This is a genomic window from Larkinella rosea, assembly GCF_003858635.1.
Taxonomy (GTDB): domain Bacteria; phylum Bacteroidota; class Bacteroidia; order Cytophagales; family Spirosomataceae; genus Larkinella; species Larkinella rosea.
Window position 1 is genome coordinate 96,854 of sequence record NZ_RQJO01000016.1, and the last position, 25,285, is coordinate 122,138.

General features: G+C 54.2%; 21 protein-coding genes. 9 read left to right on the plus strand and 12 right to left on the minus strand.

Annotated elements, in window-relative coordinates:
- The first annotated feature begins 65 nt into the window (after positions 1-65).
- Genes EHT25_RS30485 through EHT25_RS30495 form a run of 3 tightly spaced genes read left to right on the plus strand, consistent with a single transcriptional unit; the run spans position 66 to position 4,187 of the window.
- A complete protein-coding gene (locus EHT25_RS30485) occupies positions 66-1,892 on the plus strand; it encodes a glycoside hydrolase family protein (RefSeq protein WP_124879236.1) in 1,827 nt (608 codons plus the stop codon).
- Positions 1,893-1,910: 18 nt separating this feature from the next.
- Positions 1,911-3,167, plus strand: a complete 1,257-nt coding sequence (locus EHT25_RS30490; protein WP_124879237.1) for a mandelate racemase/muconate lactonizing enzyme family protein — start codon at positions 1,911-1,913, stop codon at positions 3,165-3,167.
- Positions 3,168-3,173: 6 nt separating this feature from the next.
- Positions 3,174-4,187, plus strand: coding sequence for a D-2-hydroxyacid dehydrogenase (locus tag EHT25_RS30495; RefSeq protein WP_124879238.1), 1,014 nt, complete (start codon positions 3,174-3,176; stop codon positions 4,185-4,187).
- A 231-nt stretch (positions 4,188-4,418) separates the two neighbouring features.
- Here the strand turns inward: EHT25_RS30495 and EHT25_RS30500 are convergent, their stop codons facing one another.
- Entirely contained in the window at positions 4,419-4,823 is a 405-nt protein-coding gene (locus tag EHT25_RS30500; protein ID WP_124879239.1) for a hypothetical protein, read from the minus strand.
- Between the two features lie 154 nt (positions 4,824-4,977).
- On the opposite strand from EHT25_RS30500, the gene EHT25_RS30505 reads away from it, so the two are divergent.
- A complete protein-coding gene (locus EHT25_RS30505) occupies positions 4,978-5,664 on the plus strand; it encodes a GDSL-type esterase/lipase family protein (protein WP_124879240.1) in 687 nt (228 codons plus the stop codon).
- A gap of 9 nt (positions 5,665-5,673) precedes the next feature.
- Here the strand turns inward: EHT25_RS30505 and EHT25_RS30510 are convergent, their stop codons facing one another.
- From EHT25_RS30510 to EHT25_RS30560, 11 genes are all read right to left on the minus strand, one after another.
- Positions 5,674-6,450: an SDR family oxidoreductase gene (locus EHT25_RS30510; protein WP_124879241.1), complete on the minus strand. Its 777-nt coding sequence runs from the start codon at positions 6,448-6,450 to the stop codon at positions 5,674-5,676.
- Between the two features lie 14 nt (positions 6,451-6,464).
- The gene (locus EHT25_RS30515) at positions 6,465-7,421 is read right to left on the minus strand and encodes an aldo/keto reductase (protein WP_124879242.1); all 957 of its coding nucleotides are present in this window, start codon (positions 7,419-7,421) and stop codon (positions 6,465-6,467) included.
- Entirely contained in the window at positions 7,421-8,227 is an 807-nt protein-coding gene (locus EHT25_RS30520; RefSeq protein WP_124879243.1) for an HpcH/HpaI aldolase family protein, read from the minus strand. Before EHT25_RS30520 ends, EHT25_RS30515 begins: the two co-directional genes overlap by 1 nt.
- Before the next feature lie 23 nt (positions 8,228-8,250).
- On the minus strand, positions 8,251-9,207 hold the full coding sequence (locus tag EHT25_RS30525) for an NHL repeat-containing protein (RefSeq protein WP_124879244.1): 957 nt from the start codon (positions 9,205-9,207) through the stop codon (positions 8,251-8,253).
- Position 9,208: 1 nt separating this feature from the next.
- A complete protein-coding gene (locus tag EHT25_RS30530) occupies positions 9,209-9,955 on the minus strand; it encodes a phytanoyl-CoA dioxygenase family protein (RefSeq protein WP_124879245.1) in 747 nt (248 codons plus the stop codon).
- Positions 9,956-9,999: 44 nt separating this feature from the next.
- A complete protein-coding gene (locus EHT25_RS30535) occupies positions 10,000-11,346 on the minus strand; it encodes a neutral/alkaline non-lysosomal ceramidase N-terminal domain-containing protein (protein ID WP_124879246.1) in 1,347 nt (448 codons plus the stop codon).
- Positions 11,347-11,441: 95 nt separating this feature from the next.
- Positions 11,442-12,524: a dipeptidase gene (locus EHT25_RS30540; protein WP_124879247.1), complete on the minus strand. Its 1,083-nt coding sequence runs from the start codon at positions 12,522-12,524 to the stop codon at positions 11,442-11,444.
- Positions 12,521-13,486, minus strand: a complete 966-nt coding sequence (locus EHT25_RS30545; protein ID WP_124879248.1) for a 3-hydroxyacyl-CoA dehydrogenase family protein — start codon at positions 13,484-13,486, stop codon at positions 12,521-12,523. Before EHT25_RS30545 ends, EHT25_RS30540 begins: the two co-directional genes overlap by 4 nt.
- A gap of 69 nt (positions 13,487-13,555) precedes the next feature.
- Positions 13,556-14,854, minus strand: coding sequence for an aspartate aminotransferase family protein (locus EHT25_RS30550; protein ID WP_124879249.1), 1,299 nt, complete (start codon positions 14,852-14,854; stop codon positions 13,556-13,558).
- 9 nt (positions 14,855-14,863) lie between these two features.
- Complete coding sequence (locus EHT25_RS30555; RefSeq protein WP_124879250.1) at positions 14,864-15,841, minus strand: 3-hydroxyacyl-CoA dehydrogenase family protein; 978 nt, start codon at positions 15,839-15,841, stop codon at positions 14,864-14,866.
- A 14-nt stretch (positions 15,842-15,855) separates the two neighbouring features.
- Complete coding sequence (locus tag EHT25_RS30560; protein WP_124879251.1) at positions 15,856-16,245, minus strand: RidA family protein; 390 nt, start codon at positions 16,243-16,245, stop codon at positions 15,856-15,858.
- A 203-nt stretch (positions 16,246-16,448) separates the two neighbouring features.
- On the opposite strand from EHT25_RS30560, the gene EHT25_RS30565 reads away from it, so the two are divergent.
- From EHT25_RS30565 to EHT25_RS30585, 5 genes are all read left to right on the plus strand, one after another.
- On the plus strand, positions 16,449-17,318 hold the full coding sequence (locus tag EHT25_RS30565; RefSeq protein WP_124879252.1) for an AraC family transcriptional regulator: 870 nt from the start codon (positions 16,449-16,451) through the stop codon (positions 17,316-17,318).
- 144 nt (positions 17,319-17,462) lie between these two features.
- Positions 17,463-20,684, plus strand: a complete 3,222-nt coding sequence (locus tag EHT25_RS30570) for a SusC/RagA family TonB-linked outer membrane protein (protein WP_124879253.1) — start codon at positions 17,463-17,465, stop codon at positions 20,682-20,684.
- Positions 20,685-20,698: 14 nt separating this feature from the next.
- Positions 20,699-22,180: a RagB/SusD family nutrient uptake outer membrane protein gene (locus EHT25_RS30575; protein WP_124879254.1), complete on the plus strand. Its 1,482-nt coding sequence runs from the start codon at positions 20,699-20,701 to the stop codon at positions 22,178-22,180.
- 141 nt (positions 22,181-22,321) lie between these two features.
- The gene (locus EHT25_RS30580) at positions 22,322-23,659 is read left to right on the plus strand and encodes a sialidase family protein (RefSeq protein ID WP_124879255.1); all 1,338 of its coding nucleotides are present in this window, start codon (positions 22,322-22,324) and stop codon (positions 23,657-23,659) included.
- 23 nt (positions 23,660-23,682) lie between these two features.
- Positions 23,683-25,035 (plus strand): sialidase family protein, encoded by a 1,353-nt coding sequence (locus EHT25_RS30585; RefSeq protein WP_124879256.1) that lies wholly within the window; start codon positions 23,683-23,685, stop codon positions 25,033-25,035.
- Positions 25,036-25,285 lie beyond the last annotated feature (250 nt).

Genomic DNA, 25,285 nt, shown 5'->3' on the forward strand with positions numbered 1-25,285 from the left:
GAAGTTAGCTTTGTAAAATCAGTGTCTGCAAAACTAACATCGTAAATCGACCACAACCCGCTTGCATGAAATCTGAAAACAAGAAAAACCGCCGGGATTTTTTGCGCAGCGGTTTACTCACCGCCACCACAGCACCGCTCCTACCGAATCTTTTAGCAACAGCACCGACCAACCGGCCGGACGCTGCCCCGCCCAAAAAAAACGCGCTGGATAATCACCGCAACCTGTTCAACGGCGATACCTGCGTCTATTTTTACAACCCCGAACTCTGGCAACCGGAAGATTATGCGCTGAAGACCGTCGCCAATCCGCGCACCGGCAAGATGGGCACCAAACCGGTGGCAGTGGGCGGGCCGTTTAAGGCCAAAGCCATTCACCGCTACGTGGATGTATTGGCCGACAACGGAATCGACACGTTCGTGATCAACGCCAACGCCAACCGCGCCTGGTATCCGAGCAAGAAAATCCCCAGCATTCTCGACGGTTACAAGCGCGGGGATCGTAATTTTTTTCGCGGACACGCCATTTGTCAGGGCATTACGGAACCCGAAGCCGTCGAAGAATTTCTCGATAACTTCTCGCGGTTCATGGATCGCTACCAGGACCTGATCGACGCGGGCGTAGACTGGCTGGCCGAAACGTCCAAAGCCTGTCGGCGCCGGAAAATCTCGCCCTGGGTCAGCATCCGGATGAACGACATGCACGGCAGCCGGAACGTGGAAGGCAGTTTTTTCAATTTGCCGCTGTTTAAGAAAGACGAAATGCGGCTCAAACATGCGTCGTACGGGTTGCAGAACGCGCAGGACCGAATTGGCTTGAATTACGAAAAACCGGAGGTTCGCGCCCTGATGTTCGAGCAGATTCGGGAAGTGGTGGAGGATTACGATTTCGAAGGCCTGGAACTCGACTGGTGGCGGCAACCGCTGTGTTGTGAACCCGGCGCATCGCCCGAAACCGTCGCGATGATGAATGACTGGTTTCGCCAGATCCGGGCGCTCACCCAGCGCCAAGCCAAGAAAACCGGAAAACCGTATCCGTTCGGGATGCGGATTCCCGGCGCACTGGGCCCGCTGAAAGAGATCGGGGTGGATGTAGTAACGCTGTGTCAGGACGGAACGCTCGATTTTGTGATTCCGGGCGGTTTCTGGCCCACGACCTGGGACATGCCCCACGACGAGTTTCGGAAACAACTCGGCGGCCGCGTGGCCATTTACGGGTCCATCGACGACGGAGCCAATTCGCTGCCGACGCAAAACGAATCGGGAACCGTCAAAGAGCGGATGCGGTACATCGGCGCCAGTCCGGCGATTGAACGCGCCAACGCGGCCGGTAAACTGGCGATGGGCGTCCACGGCATCGAATGGTTCAATTTTTTCTGTTCGGATCAGCCCCTCCAGTCGGGCATCCGGGCCGATTATACGGCCCTGCGCGACATTCATAAACTGGATTTCTTGCGGGGAAAACCGAAACACTACTGTTTCAGCACCGCCGGAGCTTTTTTTAATCCGACTCCGTTTGAGTTGCCTGCCCAGATGCCCGCCAGCATCGGCCCGTTTGCGCAACGCCCGTTTAAATTGGCGATGTGTGCCGAACCTGCCAATCAAAATCTGGAAGTGGTGGTGCAAGTGGTGCTCAAAGCAGACGACAAACCCGCTCACCTGCCGGTTTCCATTAACGGTTGCTGGCCGAATCTCAAAAACGAATCGACCGGCAAACTGCTCCTTCCCTGCGGTTCGCTGACGCACTTGACCAAAGACCATGTGGGTTACAATTACCGGTTTCCGGTTTCGCTCATCGCCGACGGCTGGAACCAGATTGTCGTTGAAAACCAAAACAAAGACCTGATTACGGTGGCCGCCATTGAAATTGCCATCCTGCCCAAAACGGCTTAAAATCTGCCGAACCGATTGATGAAAATTACCGACGTTCAAACGATATTATTGACGGGTCCCTGCACCGGCGATCCGTTTCTTTCCGAAGCCCGCCAACTGCGGTCGGCGGCTTTTATCCGCATTGAAACCGATGCCGGAATCACCGGGCTGGGCGAAACCTACGCCGGTTATTTTTTCCCGGAAGGCGTGCCCGGTATCGTGGATTTTTTCAAACCGATTCTAATCGGCAATACCGTCGATGACATTCCCGAACTCTGGCGACGGATGTACCAGTGCGGCAATTTCTGGTGCCGCGTGGGCCTGGGAGCCATCGTACTGGCCGGGATCGAAGCCGCCCTCTGGGACCTGAAAGGAAAGGCGCTGGGTGTACCGGTTTACAAACTGCTGGGCGAAAACTGGAAAGGTGGTTTTCCCGAAACCAAAGAAAATCAGTTTGTTGCTCAGGGTCAATTGCCCGCTTATGCCACGGGCGGCCCCAGCAATTATCCGCTGGAAAAACTGGGCGATAAAATTGCGTTTTACCAGTCACTGGGCTTTCAGGGCGTGAAGATTGGGGCCGGAGCGTATTGGAAAGAGACCGGCTTTGCGGTTTCCATCGACCCCGCCGAAGCTGCCGATCTGGAAGCCACCAAAGCCGCCTACGTCCGCCAGCAGTTTGGCAACGACCTCCGACTGCTCTTCGACGCGCACATGGGCAACAGCCCGACGCTGACCTGGGGACTCGAAACCGCCACCGCCGTGGCCCGCGCGCTGGAACCGTACAACCTGTTTTTTCTGGAAGAACCGCTGCACTACACCCGCCCGGATTTATACGCCGAACTGCGCCGGAACACCAAAACCGTGATTGCCGGGGGCGAATGCCTGACGGCAGTTTGCGAATGGCAGACATTCATCGAGCAGGATAGTTTCGGCGTTGGCCAGCCGGATGCGTCGTTTACGGCGGGGCTGGATCAATTCATGCAGGTGGCTTCGAGTCTGGCGCAGCGCGGGCAGCACATTGCGCCCCACGCCTGGGGGGCGGGCGGTTCGCAGATGCAGAACATTCACGCCGGTTTTGCCTGCCCGAACACGGTTATTCTGGAAGTGGCCCCGGCGTATGGGCCGCTGCACAGCGAAGTAATCGGTGACAGTTTGCTGCTAAAAAACGGCTTCGTGCAGCGTCCCGAAAAACCGGGTCTGGGCATTGAGCTGACCGACGAAACCATCCGCCGGTTTCCGTTTGTTCCCGGTACCGGCGAATTCAACAGCGTTCCCGGCAAAATCCTGACGACCTGAAAAACCATGCTGAAGGTATTGATTGACATGCCGGTGTATGAACCGGTGCTGCGGCAGTTGCAACAAACGCCGGGTATTTCGGTGGAAGTGGTGGCGCAGCCGGAAGAAAAAGTGCGGCCTTTGCCGCTGAGCCAGATTCAGGATTGCGACGTGTTGTTTTGCACCTTCCTGCCCGAAAACCACGAAGCGATGACGCGGCTGAAACTGGTGCAGATCAGTTCGGCGGGGTATAGTCAATTGTTCGGCAAAAAGCTGGTGGAGCGGGGCGTTCGGGCGTGTAATTCGCTGGGTGTGTTCGACATACCGATTGCCGAATGGAACATCGCGATGATGATCAATCTGGCGCGGGATGTGCGCGGGCTGATTCGGAATCAGGAAAACCGCATCTGGGATCGGTCGGCACGGTTTCAGAAAGAAATCCGCGGATCGGTCGTCGGCATCTGGGGTTATGGCGGTATTGGCCGCGAAACCGCCCGGCTGGCGAAAGCCCTCGGCATGACGGTTCACGTGCTGGTTCGACAGGAAATTCAGAAACGGAATACGGTTTTCTGCGTCCCCGGCACCGGCGACCCCGACGGCACATTCCCTGATCGGATTTTTTATGGTCACGAAAAAGAAGCGTTTCTGAACAGCCTCGATTTTCTGGTGATGGCCGTTCCCCAAACCGCCACCACCACGGGAATCATGGGCGAAACTGAACTGCGAATGCTGAAACCCACGGCTTTTGTGCTGAATCCGGCGCGGGGTCCTCTGATTCAGGAACAAGCCCTGATTCGCGCGTTGGAAGAAGGCTGGATTGCAGGGGCCGCGCTCGACACGCATTATTACTACCCCATGCCGCCGGATCATCCGCTCTGGGCTCTCCCCAACGTGATCCTGACACCCCACATTTCCGGTTCCAGCCTAAGCCCCCGGTTTTTAGAACGGGTTTCCACTATTTTTTTAGAAAATGTCGTGCGGTTTTCAGCCGGTGAACCCTTGTTGAATGAGCTGACGGTTTCGCAATTGGCGGGGAATTGATGTCTAACAGCCCACGGTTTTAACCGTGGGAAACCGAAAATGGGCATGGTTTTTTTGAACCGTTTTAACGGTTTTGAGGGACAGAAACCGTTGAAACGGTTTGTATAAACGCCGTTTTTGCTAAGAACCCACGGTTAAAACCGTGGGCTGGTAAAATAAAACGAACGAGAGGTTGTCTGACTACTCTCCGAAATCCGTGGTCGGTGTCTTCACAGACCATGGAGAGGAATATCAGAGCTTGATTTCACGCAAAATTTCTCCTGATATCCGCCTTATTTCGCTCCAATAAGAATTGTTAAGAGAGTCAACATGCCACATGGCTGGATTTGTACCCTCACTCATACTGTCTAATAAAGTATTTATTCTTTCGGCTTTATGAAGAGCCTCTGGACTGATGCTTATTTGGTTTAAAGCCGATTTCCAAGGTTGATAGGCATCGTCAAACTCGAGAGCAAGTTCATCAGTAGATGGGAAAGCGTTCAGCTTAATTAAATAGCTCCTTTGCTCCTCGATTGAAGAAGCTAAGAGGGTAATCACTCTAATTAGTTGACTATCTTTTAGGTTCATTTTTGTTGCATAATCAAATCTTGTTTTGTCCAAATTAATAAAAAGCAGAATCTGTTCATTTAAGTCCATAAAACGACAGGTTGAACGCATTAAAATCAGTGTAGTTCTGTTTGAATGCAGAAGTTTGTAAACCCGTGGTTGGTGTCTTCACAGACCATAATTGTATAAAAAAGAGGTTTGTGAAGACACCAACCACGGGTTCGATATTCATTAGGCGAATGATATGAAAACCGTAGCGCTATTCACATTTTTACTGTTCGGAAGTTGTGCGGTTTTTGCGCAGGAAGCGAAGTGGGACAGCACCATTCGGCCGGATATTTACAAGGCCCGGGTCGATCTGTTCCGGTCGCTGCCGCATTCGCGGAAGGATGTGGTTTTTCTCGGAAACAGCCTGACGTTCTGGGCGGACTGGAGCGACATGCTGGGCGATACGCGGTATAAAAACCGGGGCATTCCGGGCGATATGACGTTCGGCGTGCTGGAACGGCTGGATGAAGTCATTCAGGGAAAACCGGCCAAAGTTTTCATCCTGATCGGCATCAACGACCTGGCCCGCAACGTCCCCGACAGCATTATTGTACGGAATTACCGCCGGATGGTCCGGCGGATCAAAACCGGGTCGCCCAAAACCCGGATTTATTTCCAGACGCTGCTGCCGACCAATGATTCGTTTCAGAAACTAAAGAGCCATTACAACAAGGAAGAACACATCCGGTTTCTCAATTCCACCCTGAAAGAAATGGCTGCAACCGAGTCGTTTGAAGTCATCGACCTCCACCCGCATTTCGTGGACGAAACCGGCAAGCTCAGAAAGGAATACACCTGGGACGGCGTTCATCTGACACTAGCCGGCAACCGAAAGTGGGCAGAGGTTTTGAGTAACGGTGGGTACGTGAAATGGAAGCGTTGACGTTCGGCATCAGGCATTTAGCCCGCCGTCCATCAGAATATTTTCACCATTGATGTAGGCCCCGGCCTGCGATGCCAGCAGCACGATCAATCCCTTGATGTCGTCGTTGTTGGCCATGCGTCGCAACGGCACTTTTTTGGTGTAATTTTCCAGAAACCGCTCCGGCTGGTGGTTGAAAAGGCCGCCGGGACTGATGCAGTTGACCCGCACGTTTTTGCCCGCCAGCACCTGCGCCAGGTATTTCGTCAGGTTGAGCAAACCCGCGTTGTGGAAGAAATAATCGGGGGGCGGGGTACCCATCGTCGTGCCTTCGTAATTAGATAAATCCGGGCCGTACATGCCCATCATCGAACCAATATTGATGATACTGCCCCCACCCGCCTGCACGATCAGATCGGCCATTTCGCGCAGGATATCCATCGACCCGGTGGCGTTGACCCGCATCGATTCCGCAAAATCGGCCATCGGGCCATCGTAGCCTTTCATCGGGCGCGAAACCGCATTGTTGACGAACACATCCAGTCGGCCGAATTGGGAGAGAATCTGCGCTTTCAGATTTTGTACGGAAACCGGATCGCCCTGATCGACTTGAAGGGCGTGAACATCCAGTCCGTTCGCCCGAAACCGGGTTGCCACTTCCTCACTCGTTTCCAGATTTCGGGAAGCAATGATCACCGTGGAGCCGGCTTCGGCCAGCCCTTCCGCAATGCATTTTCCGTAGTTCCCGGCGCCACCCGTCACCAGACTGACTTTTGTTTTTAAGCTAAATAACTCGTTGATATGCATGAGGTTGTTCGCGTTTAGTTTAACCAGCCCATCCGATCCCAATACGGCAAATCCAGAAATGCAGGATCAGGAAACGCCAGGGCTTTTGCCCGCGCCATTGTTTCGACGCTGAGATGCGGGCCATTAATGGACGCCAGCGACTGATTCAAATAGTCCTGATTATCAATGCCGACCAGCAGGGATGAAACAGCCGGAAAGGACGCGACAAACCGGATGGCCAGGGTCGACAAATTCGGAAAACCGGTTTGGACCAGTTCATCGAACCGGCGAAGGTGGTTTTCGACATTGGCCAGGGCCGGGTGCAGTTGCTGGCCTTTGCTCGTCAGCAAGCCTTTGAGCAACACCGAACGCACTACGATTCCGACGCCATTTTCGGCCGCCTGGTCAAACAGAGCCGCCTGCCGCTGGTCCATCAGATTGAACGGCAGTTGAACGACATCCCAGACGCCGGTTTCAATGGCTTTCCGGGTTTCTTCGACCGCATACGTGGAGACGCCCATGCTCCGAATCGCGCCCTGGGCCTTTAAATCGGTGAAAATCCGGGCGATTTCGTCGTTCTCCAGAATGCCCAAATCAGCCTGATGGAGCATGTACACATCGACGTAATCCGTCTGCAAGGCCGTCAGGCTCTCCAGCAACGAGGTTTTGATGATCTTTTTCAGCGTAGCGCCATCCGGCAAATCGCCGTTCGTGTCCCGCAACTGACGGCATTTGGTTTCCAGAATTACCTGCCCGCGCCGGTCCTGAAACGCTTTGCCCATGATGGTTTCGCTGTTGCCATAAAGCCGGGCCGTGTCGAAAAAGTTAACGCCCGACTCGATGGCGGTGTGCAACAACTGAACGGCTTCCGATTCCGTAATCATGTCGGCCTGGCTCTTGACGCCAATGCCGTACGGCATTCCGATTTCGACCCCTCCAAAAGCAAGTTCCGAAACCGTAATTCCGGTTTTTCCCAATGGCTTTTTTCTCATCACTTATAACCGCCCTGCGCCGGTTGAGCGGCCGTGACGTCGTTGTTGAATTTGCTGACCAGACCGTGACAGTAGTTGCTGATGCCCACGACATCGGCCCCGACATTGATGAATTTGTAACCCAGCGAAATAAACTCTTCCAGCCGGTCGATGGGTCCGGTGGTGGCGGCAAACTTGCCGTGTCTGATGCACGCTTCAGCGACGCGTTTCCGGGCATCCACCAGCCGGGGGTGGTTCCACTCGCCGGGTGCCCCGATGGCCTGACTGAAATCGCCGGGGCCGAAAAACAGCATGTCCACGCCGTCGAGAGCGGCAATTTCGTCCAGCTCGTCGAGCGGTTCGGGGTCTTCGATCTGAAGCCCTACAAACCGCTGGCGGTTGGCTTGCTCGAGGTAATCACTGAACGCCATGTTGGTATAAGCGCCGTCGGCATTGCCGCCGTCGATGGCGCGCAGGCCCTGTGGATGGAACCGGGTCATTTTCACCACGTTCTTCGCATCTTCCACGCCCATGCAGTGCGGCACCAGAATACCGCTGGCGTCCAGTTCAAGCGGTCTGACGTAGTCGCTGTAACTGCCGCGCGGCACCCGCACCATGATGTCGGCCTGCTGCGATTTGGTGGCCCAGATGTGGGAACTCACCACCGACCAGTCCTGCCCCTGGTGTTCCTGGTCGATCCAGATGCAGTCAAAACCGGTCATCGCCACCAGTTCCGACACTTGTGCGTCACCAATATTTACTTTAAAACAACTGACCACTTCGCCAGCTCGTAACTTCTTCAAAACCCGGCTTTCGCGCATGTTCATGGTAAAATCTGTTTTCCGTTTCGTTATACCCGCTTCAATTGCATCGGATAGGCTTTATTCGCATTCCATTGGCAAACATACACATTCTCGTCCGCGTCGATGCATACGTCGTGCGGATGAACAAAAACCGGTTGTTGCTGGAATTGGGTCTGTAAGTTTCCGTCGACATAAACCGGTTCCGTTCCTCCCGGTGTCGAGATTACGCGGTCGTTTTCGTCCAGAACGGTGATGTAGCCCGAGCCGAAATTCCGGTTGGTCGTCGACCGGAAAACCGCAGCAAAAACAAACCGATCGTGCAAAACCGGTCGGCAGACGAAGGAACCAGGCAACGGAATGGTCGCCAGGTATTTCCCGTCCAACGTAAAGCGCTTCAGAACATTATCGTTCCGGGATGTGATCAGCAAGGTTGGTTCGCCCGGTTTTCGGGTGTCGAGCGCAATGCCGTGAACGCAGTCGAACTGCTCGTTCGCGCTGCCCCGTCCGCCCCAGTGCCGGATGTATTCGCCCTGCGGAGTGTACTGGATGACATACTGCAAACCGTAGCCGTCGGTGACGTAAATGTCGCCGGTGGGGCCAATAGCGGTTTCGGTGGGCATAAACTGCTCCGCCGACGTATAGTGACTGATTTCCTTCGGATAATCGATGGTCATCACCACCCGCCCCTCCAGCGTCGTTTTGATGACCTGATGGCGTTCAATATCGGTGATGAACAGAAACTCGTCGCCGTTTTCGTTGCTTAACGTCAACCCGTGGCCGCCGGGATACTCCGTTCCCCACGCATCCAGCCGTTTCCCGGAGCGGTCGTAGATCAGGATGTTGTTGCGGGTTTCGTTGGTCAGCATGAAAATCCGGCCTTGGGCGTCGAGCTGCATTTCGTGGCAATCGTTCACCGGATGCGTCGCCGGATTCAGGTTTCCCCAGTCCGGGAAAACCCGATACCGGTGGGTGTTGTGACCAATAACGGTGTTCGGGTCGCTCATTTTACGCGGTTTCAGCCTGGAGTTTCTTCTGGTAAGCTGCCTTGGCTTCGGTGTCTTCCTGCGCCGATGCCGCCCAGTAAATCCAGCCGAGCGCCTTGCGCGTGCGCTCGCTGCGGTTGGCTTCCGCCCAGTGAATGGTCATCGAATGGTGAATGAGCAAATCACCGGCTTTGGCCGGAAACGCCACGGCTTTGGCCTGATCGTCGTCGGTCCAGAAATCCGTAATGCCCTGCGAAAAACCGAGCGTCTGCGTCCGGCCGTGCGGGCGAACGCCGTGGAGGTGCGAACCGGTCACGTACCGAACGCAACCGTTTTCGGCATCGACATCTTCCAATGCCAGCCACATGGTAGCGGCTTCGGCCGGTTTCAGCATGAAGTAGTAATTGTCCTGGTGCGGGGGAGTCGGTTTGCCAATGCGGGGCGGTTTGTTGAAATATTCCAGCGTTTTGGGAATCACCGCGTCATCGAGCAGCAGTTCGGCCAGTTGCTTGAACTTACTGTCGTTCAGCATCTTGTCGAAATACGGATCGTATCGCTGCATATCGATCAACTGCTTCAGGGTCGTCGGATCATTCTTATCCTCGTAAAAGATGTGCCCCCAGGGCATGTCGGCCACCTGACTGGCGATAAAATGCTGGACTTTGTCGTTCAGTTCACTTACTTCTTCGGCGGATAAAAAACCGGGCAGAAAAACGTAGCCATTGGTTCGAAACGACTCTTTCAGGGCTTGGGTGTCGATTGTTTCCATCGGGATTTGAACAGTTTTGTATACAGTTGACCCGGTTTTCGGGCTTATTTTTCAAGCAGTTCGGCCAGTTTGGTTCGGATGGCCTCTTCGGCGCCCGGTTCCAGAAAACTGGTTCGGCAGCGCCAGGTTTCGTAACCGCCCCGTTCGATTTCGTGCGCGGGCGGAATGTAACCGATGTAGCCGTTCGCCATCGTGATCGTAAAATACGGCGAGCGGTTTTCCTTGAGCCGCAACCCGGTTTCGGCAAAAAACTCCCCGCCCAGCGCGCCAATCTGGCCGTCGCCAATCCGGATGGCCTGCACCGGAAACACATTGATGTCCGGGTAGTCGTTGAGCAACACCTGCTCGCGGGCGTAAATCCGGCGCAGCACGTCCATATCCAGGTGCTGAATGTTTTCGTAATGCGTTTCGGCCACCAGCAAGGTAGCCGCTTCCAGTTCTTCCGCCGACGGTTTTCGGACACCGGTTTCCACGTCGGCGTATTGCGCCGACAAAACCGGATTGTCCTGCCAGTCAATGGTTTGCAAGGCTTCGAAGACCTTTCCGGCAATGGCCTTGCCGATCAAATCGCTTTTGGCGAAATGTGCCTTCGGGTAGCGGTCCGGGTCCAGAAAATCCCAGATGTTGGCTTCGCCACTGGTGCCGTTGCTCATCATCCCGACGAAGGCCGGGCCCGCATTCAGCAAGCGGCCGATTTCGTTGGAAAACACACCGAAATAGTCGGCGGTAATCGTGCCGTTTTCCCAGTCGCCGACATAATGCAGCGAGTAATTCGCCAACAGGCTAATCCACTGATCGTCCGATCCTTTTACCGCCAGAAAGCCAACTTGTGGATCAACGGGAACCACGCGCCGGTCGATCTGCTGTTCATCGCCAAACGGATTGGTTTTCACACCGTCGACTCCCCCGCTGACGGGATTATGCGCGACATAGCCTTCTTTCATGAAAAACCGCCGACAAACGACGTGTTCCGGTACGTCCACCGCCCCGAATCCGATTTTAGCCGGACGCAAATTTTGCGAAGCCATTTTAACGGATTCCACGAGTAAACCGGGCAGTTTTTGGCGATACGGCAAATCGGCTGCGCCCAGCAAGAGGCTGGCAATGGAACCGGCCGCGTGCGTGTGCGTGCTGGCAATCAGTACATTCTGGGGCAAAAGACCGGTTTCGTCCTGAATCCTGATTTTGACCGCATCCAGAAAATCCCGAGGCATGGCGCAGATATCGACAATCACCAGCGCCACCCGCGTGTCGCCCTGTTGCAAAACCAGCGCTTTGGCGAATAAAGGATCGTGGATAAAACGGGCGTAATGAGTAATGAAATCGCCGTTGATCAACGTTCCCAATGGGGGCGTAATGTCCACCTGAGCCGCTCCGGCTTGAAAAGTCATAGTTCGTTCGGTTTTAGGGTCGGTTCACCGCTGTCAGGGTCTTTGGCCGCTGACAGGGTGTCGCACGGTCAAAGACCCTGACAGCGGTCAAAATTTTATTTCCAGGCCCGGCGCAAAAACCGGAGCCAGTTTCCGTGAAAAATATTGTCGATATCCGATGGCTGATAGCCTCTTTTTTCAAGTATCGTCTCGTATTTCCGCAAATCGGCAATCGAGTTCATGTCCCAGGGCGACTGCTCGGTGCCGAAAATACCGTCGAGGTCGCTGCCAATGGCGACGTGATGACTGTTACCGGCAATCTGGCAGATGTGATCCCAATGGTCGACGAGGTTTTCGAGCCGGATGTCCAGTTGCCAGGGGTCCGAAACCGTATCGATAAACCGGATGTCCATCGCCCAGCAGTCCAGCATCCCGCCAATGACTGCATCGCGTTCAATGAGTTGTTTAATCTGTTCGTCCGTGAGTTGGCGCTGGTTCGGAACGATTTTTCGGACGTTGTGGTGACTGGCCCAAACCGGTCCCTGGTATAATTCCATCACCTGCTCAAAGCCTTCGTCGGTCAGGTGCGTAACGTCCAGAATCAGGTTGAGTTTGCCCATTTCGTTCAGTAAATCCAGTCCCAGGGGCGTCAGCGGGCCCTCCATCTTCGTGCCCGGCGCATACCGCCCCGGTCCGAAATGCGACAGCCCCATCGCCCGCAAGCCGTAGTCATAAGCCCGGTGCAAATACGAACTATCGACCAGCGAATCCGCCCCTTCCAGACTTAAAATATAGCCGATGGCTTTCGTCTCGTCCGGTATTTCGGTGTTTTCCCAAAGCGCCAAATGGGTTTCCAGTTCGGTCAAATTGGTGATCTGCACCATTTCGCCGAGGGCTTCCATTTCGCGGTACCAGACCAGTTGGGCCTGCGTCATGGCCCAGGCCTGCTGGGGCGAATGCCAGCCGGGCAGCGCGCTCCCCGGCGGAGTCACCCGCGACAGTTGCGTGGCCACCACCAGCCCAATCCCGCCCTTCCGCAGTTCGGGCAAACAAACCGTGCCCCGGCCCCGGTCGGGCTTGTCTTTCATTCCCATTTCCCGTTGCCGGATTTCGACCAGCGGGCGCGACAGATCCCGGTTCCATTCCAGCGCGTTCATCGCCAGATCGAGATGGGCGTCAAAAATCAATCGTTTTTTCATTGCACAACCGGCTGTTTACGAATCGGTTGCGGCACTTCGGCGTAGTCAAACGGATACTTGCTGATCAGGTCGCGAATCTGGTGGCTAAACTCCCGAAACGATTCTTCCCACTGCTCGGCTTCGTCTTTTTTGTACGCATAAAATCCTTTTTCGGTTACCATTCCCAAACCGCCGTCCTGCACGATTTCGTTGAAAAACCGGGGAACATGGCGGGCTTTCGACAGTTCAGGAAACAGATCCTGCATCACCACGCCGTAAATGAAGGTGCCCATCAAATCCATGTACCGGAAATTGCCCGAAAACGGCAGGTAATAACCGGGATCGTTCCGGCAGGCGCGGTCGACATCCTCGACGGTCACGTAGCCATTTTCCACCAGGTAAAACGCTTCCCGAATCATGGCGCACAACAGGCGCGTTCGGATACCGTTGTCGTTGCGAACCACATACGGGTCTTTTTGCCAGACCAGTTTGGCCGTCGTATAAAACGCATTGACCTGGCGGCTGTCCGTTTTATCATTGGCAATAATTTCCAGAAAATAAGTTGTATCGGCGGGAATTGTCCAGTTGACGCCAATGATCCGTTCCGGGTTGGAGGCCTCCTGCTGAAGCGTGCTGAGCGGAATGCTTTCGGTATTGATGGCAATCAGCGCATCGGACGGAAGAACCGCTTCCAGTTGCCGGATCAGGGCTTTTTTCTGAACCTCATTTTCATCCGTACAGGCAATCACCTGGCTAAAATCGGCGGCTTCGTCCAGCCGGTCGATTACCGTCAAAAACCGGTCTGATGAATTGATTTCCAGTTGATTCGGCGAAACCGGCGCACTCGCAGGGTTCTCAAACCGACTGTCGGCACAGACCGTAACCGGGTGGCCCGCCTGTCGTAAACAGTTGACAATTCCGGTCGTCAGTTTGCTCCAGCCCGTGACGAGGATCGGTTCTCTTTCAGGTGATGTATGACTCATAATTCAGGTGTGTTAAAACGCGGGGAACACGTACGCTTCGACGTTCTGCACTTATTTCCGGTTTTCCAACTATAGATTTCCAAGCACTTCGCGGGCCGTTTCGATGGCATGGTCGATGTCGGCTTCGGTATGGGCGGCACTGATGTACCACAGCCCCCGGCCAATGACCCGAACGCCTTTGTCGTGCATACCCGCAATAAATTTGCCGAGTTTCGCCTTGTCATACGACAGCGTATCCCGGTAATCGGTAACGCTTTCCAGATTGGTAAACCCGGAATGGAACATCGGCCCGAGGCCCTGTACCTTCAGATTCTGACCGGTTTCGGCGGCTGCCTGCCGCAAACCCGCCATCAGTTTCTGACCAAACCGGTACAGCCGCTCGTGTGGTTGATCGCGCTCCAGAACCTGAATCGTGGCCAAGGCGGCTGCAATGGTCGGATTTCCGGCGTTCATCGTCCCCGCGTGAATGACCCTGGCTTCTTCGATCAGGCGCATCCAGTCGTATTTACCAACAATGGCGCTGATCGGATACCCGCTGGCGATGGCTTTGGCGAAAATGGACAGATCGGGCGTGATGCCAAAATAATGCTGCGCCCCCCGGAGCGAAACCCGAAAACCGGTGATCACTTCGTCGAAAATGAGGGCGATCCCGTATTCATCGCAGATGTCGCGCAAGCCCTGCAAAAAACCGTCTTTGGGCAGAATGCAGCCGTTGTTGCACATAATCGGCTCGGTAATGATGGCGGCCAGTTCGTGGTGGTGTTCGGCAACGGTTTTTCGAACCAGTTCCAGATCGTTCCACGGCAGAATCAGGAATTCGTCGCGGGCGTTGTCGGCCAAACCGGCGCTCCAGGGATACGCATTCGGAGACTCCCGATCGCCCAAGGCGTCGGCGGAGGGCTGCGAAAGCCCCCACGCGACGTTATCCAACCAACCGTGATAATGGCCTTCAAAACGGAGAAATTTGGGTTTGCCGGTTTTGGCGCGGGCGATCCGAAAAGCGGTTTGCACGGCTTCGGAACCGTCGAGGCAAAACCGCATCAATTCGGCAGAGGGAATCAGGTCGGCGAGCTTCTCGGCAAGTTCGATTTCCCGGTGGTGTTGTCCGGCAAAGAGCTGGCCTTTTTCGGAATACTCGTTAATGGCCTGCAACACGTCCGGATGCGAATGGCCGAGCAACAACGGCCCCTGGCTCAGCGTAAAATCCAGGTATTCGTTGCCGTCGACGTCGTAGATCCGACTTCCTTTCCCATGCGTATAAAAAATAGCGTGTGGATGATTGTACTTACGAAACTCGGACGAAACGCCCCCGGCCAGTACTTTTTTCGCCCGTTCGAGCAGGGCGGCCGATTCGGTATACTGTGTCATTGTGTTGATTTAGCCGATTCGCTGGTCGGTCCGGAACGGATACCGGGCGGCCAATTGGTAAATATCTTTGTTAAAAACCGCAAAGGCTTTGTCCCATTCCTTCGCTTCTTCTTCGGTATAGTCATACAAGCCCTTCGCGCTCTGCGTTCCCCGGAGTTGCTGATCGACAAGCTGTTGCATTAGTTTGGGAACCTGTTCGGAGTTCGACAGCAGCGGAAAAAGGCGCCGGAAGATTTCGGGATAATCCTGCAAACCGGTGTAGTCCATCCGCCGGAAAATGCCCATCATCGTGATCCAGGAACCGGCATCGTACCGGAACGCTTTGTCGACATCCTCCAGGCTCGCATCACCGTTTTCCACCAGGTGCAGGCCTTCGCGGTAAATGGCGTACATCAGCCGGTTGGTGACAAAACCGCGAATGTCTTTCCGCAGCAGTGTGGGTTCTTTTTTCCAGTAATGGGCCAGTTCGAACGCCCAGTTGGCGCGTTCCAGCGAGGTTTCTGTACCGCAGGTAATTTCCATAAACCGGGTCATGTACGCCGGTTCGGCCCAGTGAATGCCCAAAAACCGCTCCGGATTCGGGACATACTGCTGCAGCATGCTGATCGGAATGGCCGACGTATTGCTGGCAATGATGGCATCGCTGCTGACCACGTCCGCAATTTTCCGGTAAACGATCTGTTTGATGGCAATTTTTTCCGTCACACATTCCAGCACCATCTGACAATCGCTCAGGACGCTATAATCCGCCGAAACCGTCAGTTGGGCCATGTATTCCGCCACCGATTGGGTGAGTAAATCCGCTTCCTCGCCGTGTCTGATCTGACTTTGAATGCGTTCCGGCGCGTCGGCCAGCTCATCGGGCAGCGGAGCAATCGCTTTCACCGGGTGGCCCGCCAGCAGCAGAGCCGCCACGATGCTGCTTCCCATCAACCCAAGTCCGACAACGCCTACGCTGATCTCCCTCGTTTGTATAGTCTCATCCATTCGCCGAACCGGTTTTAGGCCGGGAGTTTAACAATGCAATCAATTTCTACTTTCAATCCTTCCGCCAGCACCGACTGCACCGTAGTCCGGGCGGGTTTGATGCCCGGAAAATAACTGGCATACACCACATTGTAGCGATCGAAGTCGGCAATGTCGGCCAGGTGGGCAGTACATTTTACGACATCGTCCATCGTGGCACCCGCCGATTCGATGATGGCTTTGATATTGGTCAGGGTCAGGTGGGTTTCTTCTTCAATGGATCCCAGCACGAATTGGGACGTTTTAAAATCAACGGCGGCTTGTCCGCTAATGAACAGAAAGCCACCGGCAATCACGCCATCCGAATAGGCACCGGTTGCAAAGGCGGGATCGCGGTCGGGGTGGATTACTTTTGTTTTACTCATGCGTGAAAATGCAGTGATAGAATAGAAGGTCGTCGGAGGGCATGCAGTATCGGCCCTCTAATTATCAGCAAAAGTAGTCCCGCAAGTTTGCTATTCCTGTTACTTTTATCCATATTTCTAATACTATTTTTCATAACTCTTCGCCGAAATCAGGATTTTCGATATACTTACTGACCGGTTTTATCTTCTATGCCCTATTTACGATGAAAACAGTTGAATTTCGGTTACCGCAGGAATATGACAAATCTTTTATTGTATTTCAGGAAATTGGCCAATTTTTTCCTTGTCCCTGGCATTATCATCCCGAATACGAGCTGGTTCTGGTGTTAAAAAGTACCGGTCGGCGAATGGTGGGCGATCACATCGGTTATTTCGACGCGGGTGATCTGGTTTTTATGGGGCCGTCGCTGCCGCACGTCTGGGTGAACGATCCGGAGTTTTTCAAGGGCGAAGCCGGTTATCAGGCCGACGCCATCGTGGTGCAGTTCGTCGATGCGTTTCTGGGCAAGCCGTTCATGGAAATCCCCGAAATGGAAGCATTCCGCAGTTTCCTGCTACGATCCAACCGGGGCATGGTCATTAAAGGTGAAACCCGTGAAAAAATAACCGCTCTGATGACCCAAATGCTACCGATGAACGGGCTGCAGCGGCTATCGTCCCTCCTCCAACTATTTGACCTTCTGGCACATACAACTGAATACGAATACCTGGCGAGCCCCGGTTTTGTGCAGAATACCCAGCTCAAGTCGTCCGATCACCTCCGGAAGATCAACCAATATATAATGCAGAATTTTCAGGAAGAAATCACATTGTCAGAAATTGCGGGTGTAGCCAATATGGCCCTGACCACGTTCTGCTGTTTTTTCAAGGATCACTACCGGGTCTCGTTTGTCGAATACCTGAATACCGTGCGTATCGGGTACGCGTGCAAGCTGATTTCCGAGAAGGATCTGAACATTGTGGAAGCCGCCGGTGAGAGCGGTTTTAATAACCTGGCCAACTTCAACCGGCAGTTCAAAAAAATCAAAAATATGACCCCCAGTGAGTATCGGAGGACGCTAAACGTCGTCTAAACTTCTTTTCTCCCGAAAAATAGTATCGTTGCTGCTTTTCCGAAAAATAGTATTACAAATACAAATAAAAGTAGCAGAATACAATAGAAACGAAACTTAATTTTGCTATCGTCAAATTTGGTACGACTTTCTATTTAAGATACTATGGAAAAGAAAACTTTACCTGCTGTTTTTTTCGAAAAACGCTGTTTTTTGCTGGTCGTCCTCTTCTTCACCAGTCTGGCCGTTTTCGCTCAGCAAACCCGCTCTGTCAAAGGAAAAATTACCGATGAACGCAACGAAGGTTTACCCGGCGTCAGCATCGTTCTGAAAGGAACCACCACCGGAACCACTACGGATGCCAGTGGTCAGTACACGCTCAACGTACCGAACAACCAGGCGGTTTTGGTCTTCAGCTTTCTGGGGTACGAATCCCAGGAAATCGTCGTTGGCAACCAGGCGCTGCTGGATGTGACGCTGAAAGGCGATAGTAAAACCCTGAACGAAGTCGTTGTTGTCGGTTACGGAACGCAGTCGCGGGAAGTGCTGACAACCTCCGTTTCGAAGCTGGACACGAAAGTGCTGGAAAACATTCCGTACGCCAACGCGGCTTCGGCCTTGCAGGGTACGCTGCCGGGCGTTCGGGTGCAGGGAACGGAATCCGGTGGGCAACCGGGCGCGGCTCCCCGGATCATCATTCGCGGGGGAACGTCCATCAACAACCCCAACGGCGCGGCCCCGCTTTACATCATCGACGGGATCATTCGGACCAATATGAATGACATCAACCCCGACGACATCGAGTCGCTGCAAGTGCTGAAAGATGCCGCTTCGACGGCTATTTATGGCGCGCGGGGTTCCAACGGGGTGGTGATTATTACCACTAAAACCGGTAAGAGCGGCAAAACCCGGGTGACCTATTCGTATGACCTGATTTTCTCAAAACCGGGTAAAATGTACGAAATGGCCTCGGCCCGCGACTACATTTACCTGCAACGACTCGGGGCGGTTCGCTCGGCGAAAAAAGACCCGACGGCCACGCGGCAGTTGACGTTGGCGACCGGTGCGGGAACCGGTAACGACCTGACGAACAACACGGTATACACGACCCAATACCTCACGGAAGCCAATAAATACAAACTGAACGAAGGCTGGGAAAGCATGCCCGACCCGCTGGATTCGTCCAAAACGATCATTTTTCAGGGGACTGATTACCAGAAACTGATTTATCAGGACGGGGTTTCGCACAACCATTACGTTTCATTGACCGGCGGTTCCGAAAAAGCGACGTTCAACGCGGGCATCGGCTATCTGAACAATCAGGGAACGGTGATCACGACCAAATACGACCGCCTGACCTTCAACCTCAACGGCGAACTCAAGGTGCGGGACAACCTGACGTTCTTTGGCCGGACGATGTACACCCGTTCGAGCAACAACGAGGTGTATAATATTTCGCAGATTTTCTACCGCTCGGCGGCCAACGTGCCGACCTCGAAACTGTATTACGAAGACGGTTCGCTGGCACCGGGCTCCAACCGGGGTAACGGAAATCCGTTGTACTTCCTGAACAAGGACAAACGCGGCAATTCCATCGAAAACATGACGCTGTCGGTCGGTGGCCGCTGGGATATTTTGCCGGGTCTTTCGTTCGAACCCCAGGTTTCGATGTATAAACTGGCGACCGATGGCTATTCGTTTCTTCCCTCCTATTACAACGGAACCACGGCAGTAACGACACGGGCGGCCAGTTCTTCTTACACGAAGTTGACTCAGTATCAGGCGGATGCCGTTTTATCCTACGACAAAACGTTTGCCACATCGCATAATCTATCGATCAAAGGCGGTTTTTCTTACTTCGGTCGAAACAGCTTTGCCTTATCGGCCAGCGGCCAGGGCGCAGCTACGGATCTGATTCCGACGCTGAATGCGGCCACGACGCCGGTTTCGGTGGGTGGTTCGGTCAGTGATCAGGTGATTCTGGGCTATTTTGGCCGGGTCAACTACGATTACAAGCAGAAGTACCTGTTCTCGCTGAACGCCCGCTACGACGGTGCTTCCAACCTGGGTGCCAGTCACAAATGGGGCTTTTTCCCGGGTGTTTCGGTCGGTTGGAACCTCCACCACGAAGAGTTCTGGAAAGCACTGCCCGCCGATCTGATTCAGTTGAAACTACGCGGAAGTTACGGGGTGAACGGAAACATCAGTGGTCTTTCCGACTTCCAGTCGCAGGGAGAATACGGTGTCGGTGCGCGTTATCTGGGCGTTTCTGCCGTACAAAATACCGTGATTCCAAACCCGAATCTGAAATGGGAACAGTCCAAGACCTTCAACGTCGGTGCCGATCTCGGCCTGTTCAAAAGCCGGGTAAACCTGATTGTCGATGTGTACCGTCGTGTGACCGACAACCTGCTGACCAGCCTGACGCTGCCGCCCTCGACCGGTTTTTCGAGTATCTTCACGAACCTGGCCAGCCTCGAAAACAAAGGGGTTGAACTCGAACTCAGCGCGCAGGTTCTGTCGCCCTCTTCCGCGCTGCAGTGGCAGATCGGCCTGAATGCGGCCAAAACCACGCACAAAATTCTGAAGCTGCCCTTCAACGGAACCGCAAACAACCGGATCGGTGGGTACAACGTGTATGATGCCGCCAGCGGATCATACATCTGGGTTGCTGGTTTGCAGGAAGGTGGGCGGATTGGCGACCATTACGCCTGGAACCAGATTGGCGTCTATGCCACGGACGAAGCCGCCAAATCAGCACCGGTGGATCAGATGATTACCTACGCCGATAAAACCAAATACGGTGGCGATGCGATCTTCCAGGATCTGGACGGCAACAACATCATCGACGAACGGGATCGCGTTTACATGGGCAATCCGTTCCCGCTCTGGACCGGCGGTATTTCCAACACCCTGTCGTACAAGAACTTCAACTTCCTGATTCGGATGGATTACGCGACGGGCCACACCATTTATAACTACGCCCGGGCGTTCATGGACGGTCAGTGGGCCGGGGTGAGCATGACGAAGGAAATGGCCGAAAAATCCTGGAAAAAACAGGGTGATATTGCCAGCATGGTGCAGTACCAGCCGGGGATTGGCAACTACAGCAACTGGCGCGGAACGGCCTGGCACGAATTAACGACCAATTCCATCTATTACGAAAAAGGCGATTACCTGTGTCTGCGGGAAGTTACCCTGAGCTACAGCGTTCCGACGGCGGTTTTGCAGCGGTTTAAACTCAGTAACCTGCGCTTCAACCTGACCGGCAGCAACCTACATTACTTTACGGCTTACAAAGGCTTGAATCCGGAAGACGGCACCCGGGACAACGGTCGGTATCCGATTCCGAAGAACATCGCGTTTGGGGCTTCTCTTACCTTCTAATCACTCGCTGAACCATGAAATCACGCTATAAACTTTTTTCGGGATTGCTGCTGGGCCTGCTGATCAGTACCTCTTCCTGCACCGATCAATTGAATGTTGAACCGACGAGCGTCATCACGAATGCGTCGTTCTGGAAAACGGAAGACGACGCCAAAGGCGGGTTGAACGGGATGTACGTCAAACTGCGGAACGAAGCGCTGCTCAACCTGTTCATTTACGGCGAAGGGCGCAGTGAAGTGATGCAGAAATCGCTGGCCGGTACACTCGATTATGACCGTTTCTACCTGAATACCATCAGCCAGGCTGGTGCCGGACCCGACTGGATCGGTCTGTATTCGGCGGTCAATGCGGCTAACCTGATTCTGAAATACGCGCCGACGATTACCTTTAGTTCGGAAAGTGCAAAAAACACTACGATAGCGCAGGCCTACGCGATGCGGGCGTACCTCTACTTCGTCATGGTCCGGACCTGGGGCGACCTGCCCCTGCGAACCCTGCCCACCGAAGGTTACGACCCGGAAACGACCTTTATTGAACGCTCGCCCGTTGCGGATGTCTTTAAACTGATCAAAGAAGACATTGAAAAAGCGCTGCAACTCTTTCCGGACAACAATTTTACGAACGGCCGGAGCATGTGGTCGAAACCGTCGGTCAATGCACTGAAAGCCGATGTGTATTTGTGGACGGGCAAACGCCTGAACGGTGGTCAGGCCGATTTCACGACGGCGCTGGCAGCCTGCGACGAAGTGGGCAAAGCCGACGTTTCGCTGCTGGCCGACTACGCCAGCCTGTTCAAATACACCAACAAAGGCAGCAAGGAAATCCTGATGTCGGTGGGCTTCCGGTACCTGGAAGCAACCGATAACTACTTCAATAACATCTACATGGCCGTTGGAGTCTTGCCGGCCAATGCCGAAGCCATTTCGAAAACCATCGTGGGCGTTTCGGGTGGAAACAACGTGTGGGAACCCAGTGCGCTCGTCCGCAATCAGTTTTCGGTCGACGATCAACGCCGGGCCGGAACCTTCCACGAGGTTTATACGACCGGAGCCAATGGCGCCCGCAACTACTTCATCTCGGTGCAGACGAAAGGCCAGGGAACGGTCGAAGGCGGGGTGCGGTTTTTCGTCGATGACATCATCCTGTACCGCTACGCTGACGTGCTGCTGCTGAAAGCCGAAGCCAAAAATGCGCTCGGACAAGACCCCAGCACGGAGATGAACCTGATCCGCCAACGGGCATACGGCACCAAGTTCGATGCCTACAAATTCGTCAACGGCACGAAGGAAGCCAACGACGCGGCCATCCTGAAAGAACGCTTGCTGGAACTGATGCTGGAAGGCAAACGCTGGTGGGATCTGGTGCGGTTTGGCAAAGCGTTCGACATCGTGCCGTCGCTCCAGGCTCAGAAAGGCAAGGATTACCTGCTGCTGTTCCCGATTTCCAGCAACGTACTGAGTCTGGAACCCAAAATCAAGCAGAATCCGGGCTACTAATTTCCTCCACCGGCATCCTAGGTCCAAACCGACGGTGCCGGTTTTTCTATTCCTATCCTTGACCAGTTCTATTTCTTCTTTTCCTGCCAATCCGGTTTTGGATTGGCAGGAAAAGAAGAAATAGAATAACCTTCTAACCCCATGAAAAACTATTTTCTCGTCGTTCTGCTCGGTTCGCTGCCCTGGGTTGGAAAAAGCCAGCCGACGGCGCCGGTTAACTGGGAAGAACAAAAAAACGTCCGCTTCACCGTCATTTCGCACGGGATTCCGGCGTATGGCAAAACGGAAGGCCTTTATAAACAGAATGGCAGCGAAAAATACCGGATCACCCTGGGCGAACCGGTGGTGGTAACCGTCGCCGAAAAACCGGAAGGTTGGGGTTTTATCCAGTTCCCGAAGCTGTATCGAAGCATCGACGGAGCGATTGTGGCAACCTGGGCCATGCACACCGACCACGCCGAGAGTTATGGCAAAGACAGCGACGGTTTTGCGGTTTCGAAGGACGGCGGAAAAACCTGGACGTTTCCCGGTGGACCCAAACCGCCGGGCGATGGCTTATTGCTGCCCAACGGCGATATCATCCGGAATTATACGCCCCCCGCGCTGGACACCGCAAGCCTGAAATTGCCCAGAAAAGTAGGTACGGTTTCGGAAAACTACGGCCGGACGTTTTCCTATTACAAACTGGATCAGCTTCCTGAAAAATTACAGGGCGTTTACCTCAATCGGTTGAAAAAAGGCCAGAAAGAATGGTCGCTGGAACACAGCCAACTGCTTGATCCGACGGCGGTTCGCTACACCGACAACAAGCTGTTTCCGCTGGTGTGGTGGGGCGACATGAAAATGGAATCGACCAACGACATTGTGACGGGTATCTACCCCGGTTTTTCGCTCGAAAACGGCAAAGTTCCGGCGTCGGGCGTGCTGTTTTACCGCTCTTCCGATCAGGGAAAAACCTGGAAAGCGGTCGGCAAAATTCCGTACGCGCCGGATGTAACGCAGGACCCCAACGGCAACAAACGACTGGCGCTGGGTTTTACGGAACCGGCTTTCGAAATTCTGGCCGATGGTTCCTACCTGTGCGTCCTCCGGACGTCCGACGGCCTGGGCAATAGTCCCATGTACGTCAGCCGGTCGGTCGATAAAGGAGCGAACTGGAGCCGGCCGAAGGTTTTCACCAGTTCGGGGGTATTGCCCAAATTGCTCCAGCTAAAAAACGGGGTCGTCGCCCTGGCGTCGGGCCGACCGGGCATGCAACTCCGGTTTTCCAACGGATCGAAGGGGTTGCAATGGAGCGACGCCTTTGAAATGCTGCCTTTTACGGACCAGAAAGATGCCGTCTCCTGCGGGTATCCCGATCTGCTGGCGCTGGGGCCGGATAAATTCCTGCTCGTTTATTCCGATTTTAAATACAAAAATGCGCAGGGCGAAATCCGCAAGGCCATTAAAGTTCGGGAAGTAACGGTTACACCGCGCTGACGATTTTCTGCTCAATTACCCACATGACAAAATCCTACCTGCTGTTTCTTGGCCTCATTCTGAGCGGTTTTGCGACCGCTCAGAAAACCGCTATCCCGGCGACCGATTGGGCCGAACGGAGCAACGAACCGCTTTCCGTCATTACCAACGGCATTCCGGCGTTTGACAAAACCGTTATTCAGTACAAACAGAATGGCAGGCTAAAATACCGCGTCACGCTGGGCGAACCGGTGGTGGTGAGCGTGGCCGATAAGGAAGAAAAATGGGGCCATTTTCAGTTTCCGGACATTGCCCGCACGATCGACGGAACCATCGCCGTGAAGTGGAACATGGCCAACGACAACATGGAAGCCTACGGCGGCACTTCATCGCCGACGGCCATTTCGGCCGATGGTGGCAAGACCTGGAAACCCGGCCCGACCGACTGGGAACATACCATCCTGGCTGAAGGAGTGCTGATGCCCAACGGCGAACGGATCAAGATCGTGACGCCCAAACCGGTCAAGGAATCCGAATTGACGATGCCCAGCCCGGTTGGCTCGATGACCCGCCGGAATTACAAACACACGTTTTATAAACTCACCGAAATGCCTGCCAGTCGGCAGGGCGTTTTTCTGGCGCGCCGGAAAGAGGGGGAACGAGCCTGGCAGAACGAACAGGCCACGCTCGACGATCCGCAGGCGTTGCGCTACAGCCTGCGCGGCATGGTGCCGGTGGTCTGGTGGGGCGATCTGAAAGTGGCCGCCGACCGGTCGGTGGTGGCTTGCGTGTACCCCGGTTTTCACATCCGGGACGACGGCAGTGTGGACACCAAAGGCGGGGTTTTCTTTTACCGCTCCACGGATTCGGGGCATTCCTGGAAAATCCTGAGCCGCATTCCGTATCAGCCGGACACCAAAATTGATACGAACGGCGTAAATAAGTTCTGGTTTACCGAACCGGCTTTCGAAATCCTGTCCAACGGCACCTACCTCAGCGTCATTCGGTCGCACGACATTTACAGCGGCCCGCTATATGCCAGCCGTTCCACGGATCAGGGCAAAACGTTCACGAAACCCGAGGTCTTTGCCCCCAACGGCGTCTTTCCGCGCTTGTTGCAGTTGAAAAACGGGGTTACGGTGGTAGCTTCCGGTCGTCCGGGCGTACAAATCCGGTTTTCGAACGACGGTAAAGGGGAACAGTGGACGAATGCCTTCGAAATGCTGCCCTTTGGCAAAAACAGTACCTACGACCAGGTTTCCTGCGGGTATACCGGTTTGTTGCCCACCGGCGACAATTCATTCCTGATTGTTTATTCGGATTTTGATTTCAAGAATCCACAGGGCCAGATTCGTAAAGCAATTAAAGTGCGCGAGGTGACGGTTTCTCCGCGTTGAATTGGGAATTAATTTTTGGAGGAAAGAGCCGATTGGAAAAAGGCTTTTGCATGGGAATAGATGCTTACATCGAGGTAGACACAGATCGCATAGCGACCAAATATTTGTAGACAAAACGTCCTCAGTATCGCCGTGATCGCGTAGCGATCGAACCGGTTTTGGCGGGTTTGTTCGGTCGCTATGCGACCCAGGTCCATTCCCAATCCAGGTTTTCTACAAACATTTAGTCGCTATGCGACCGAACTTTCAG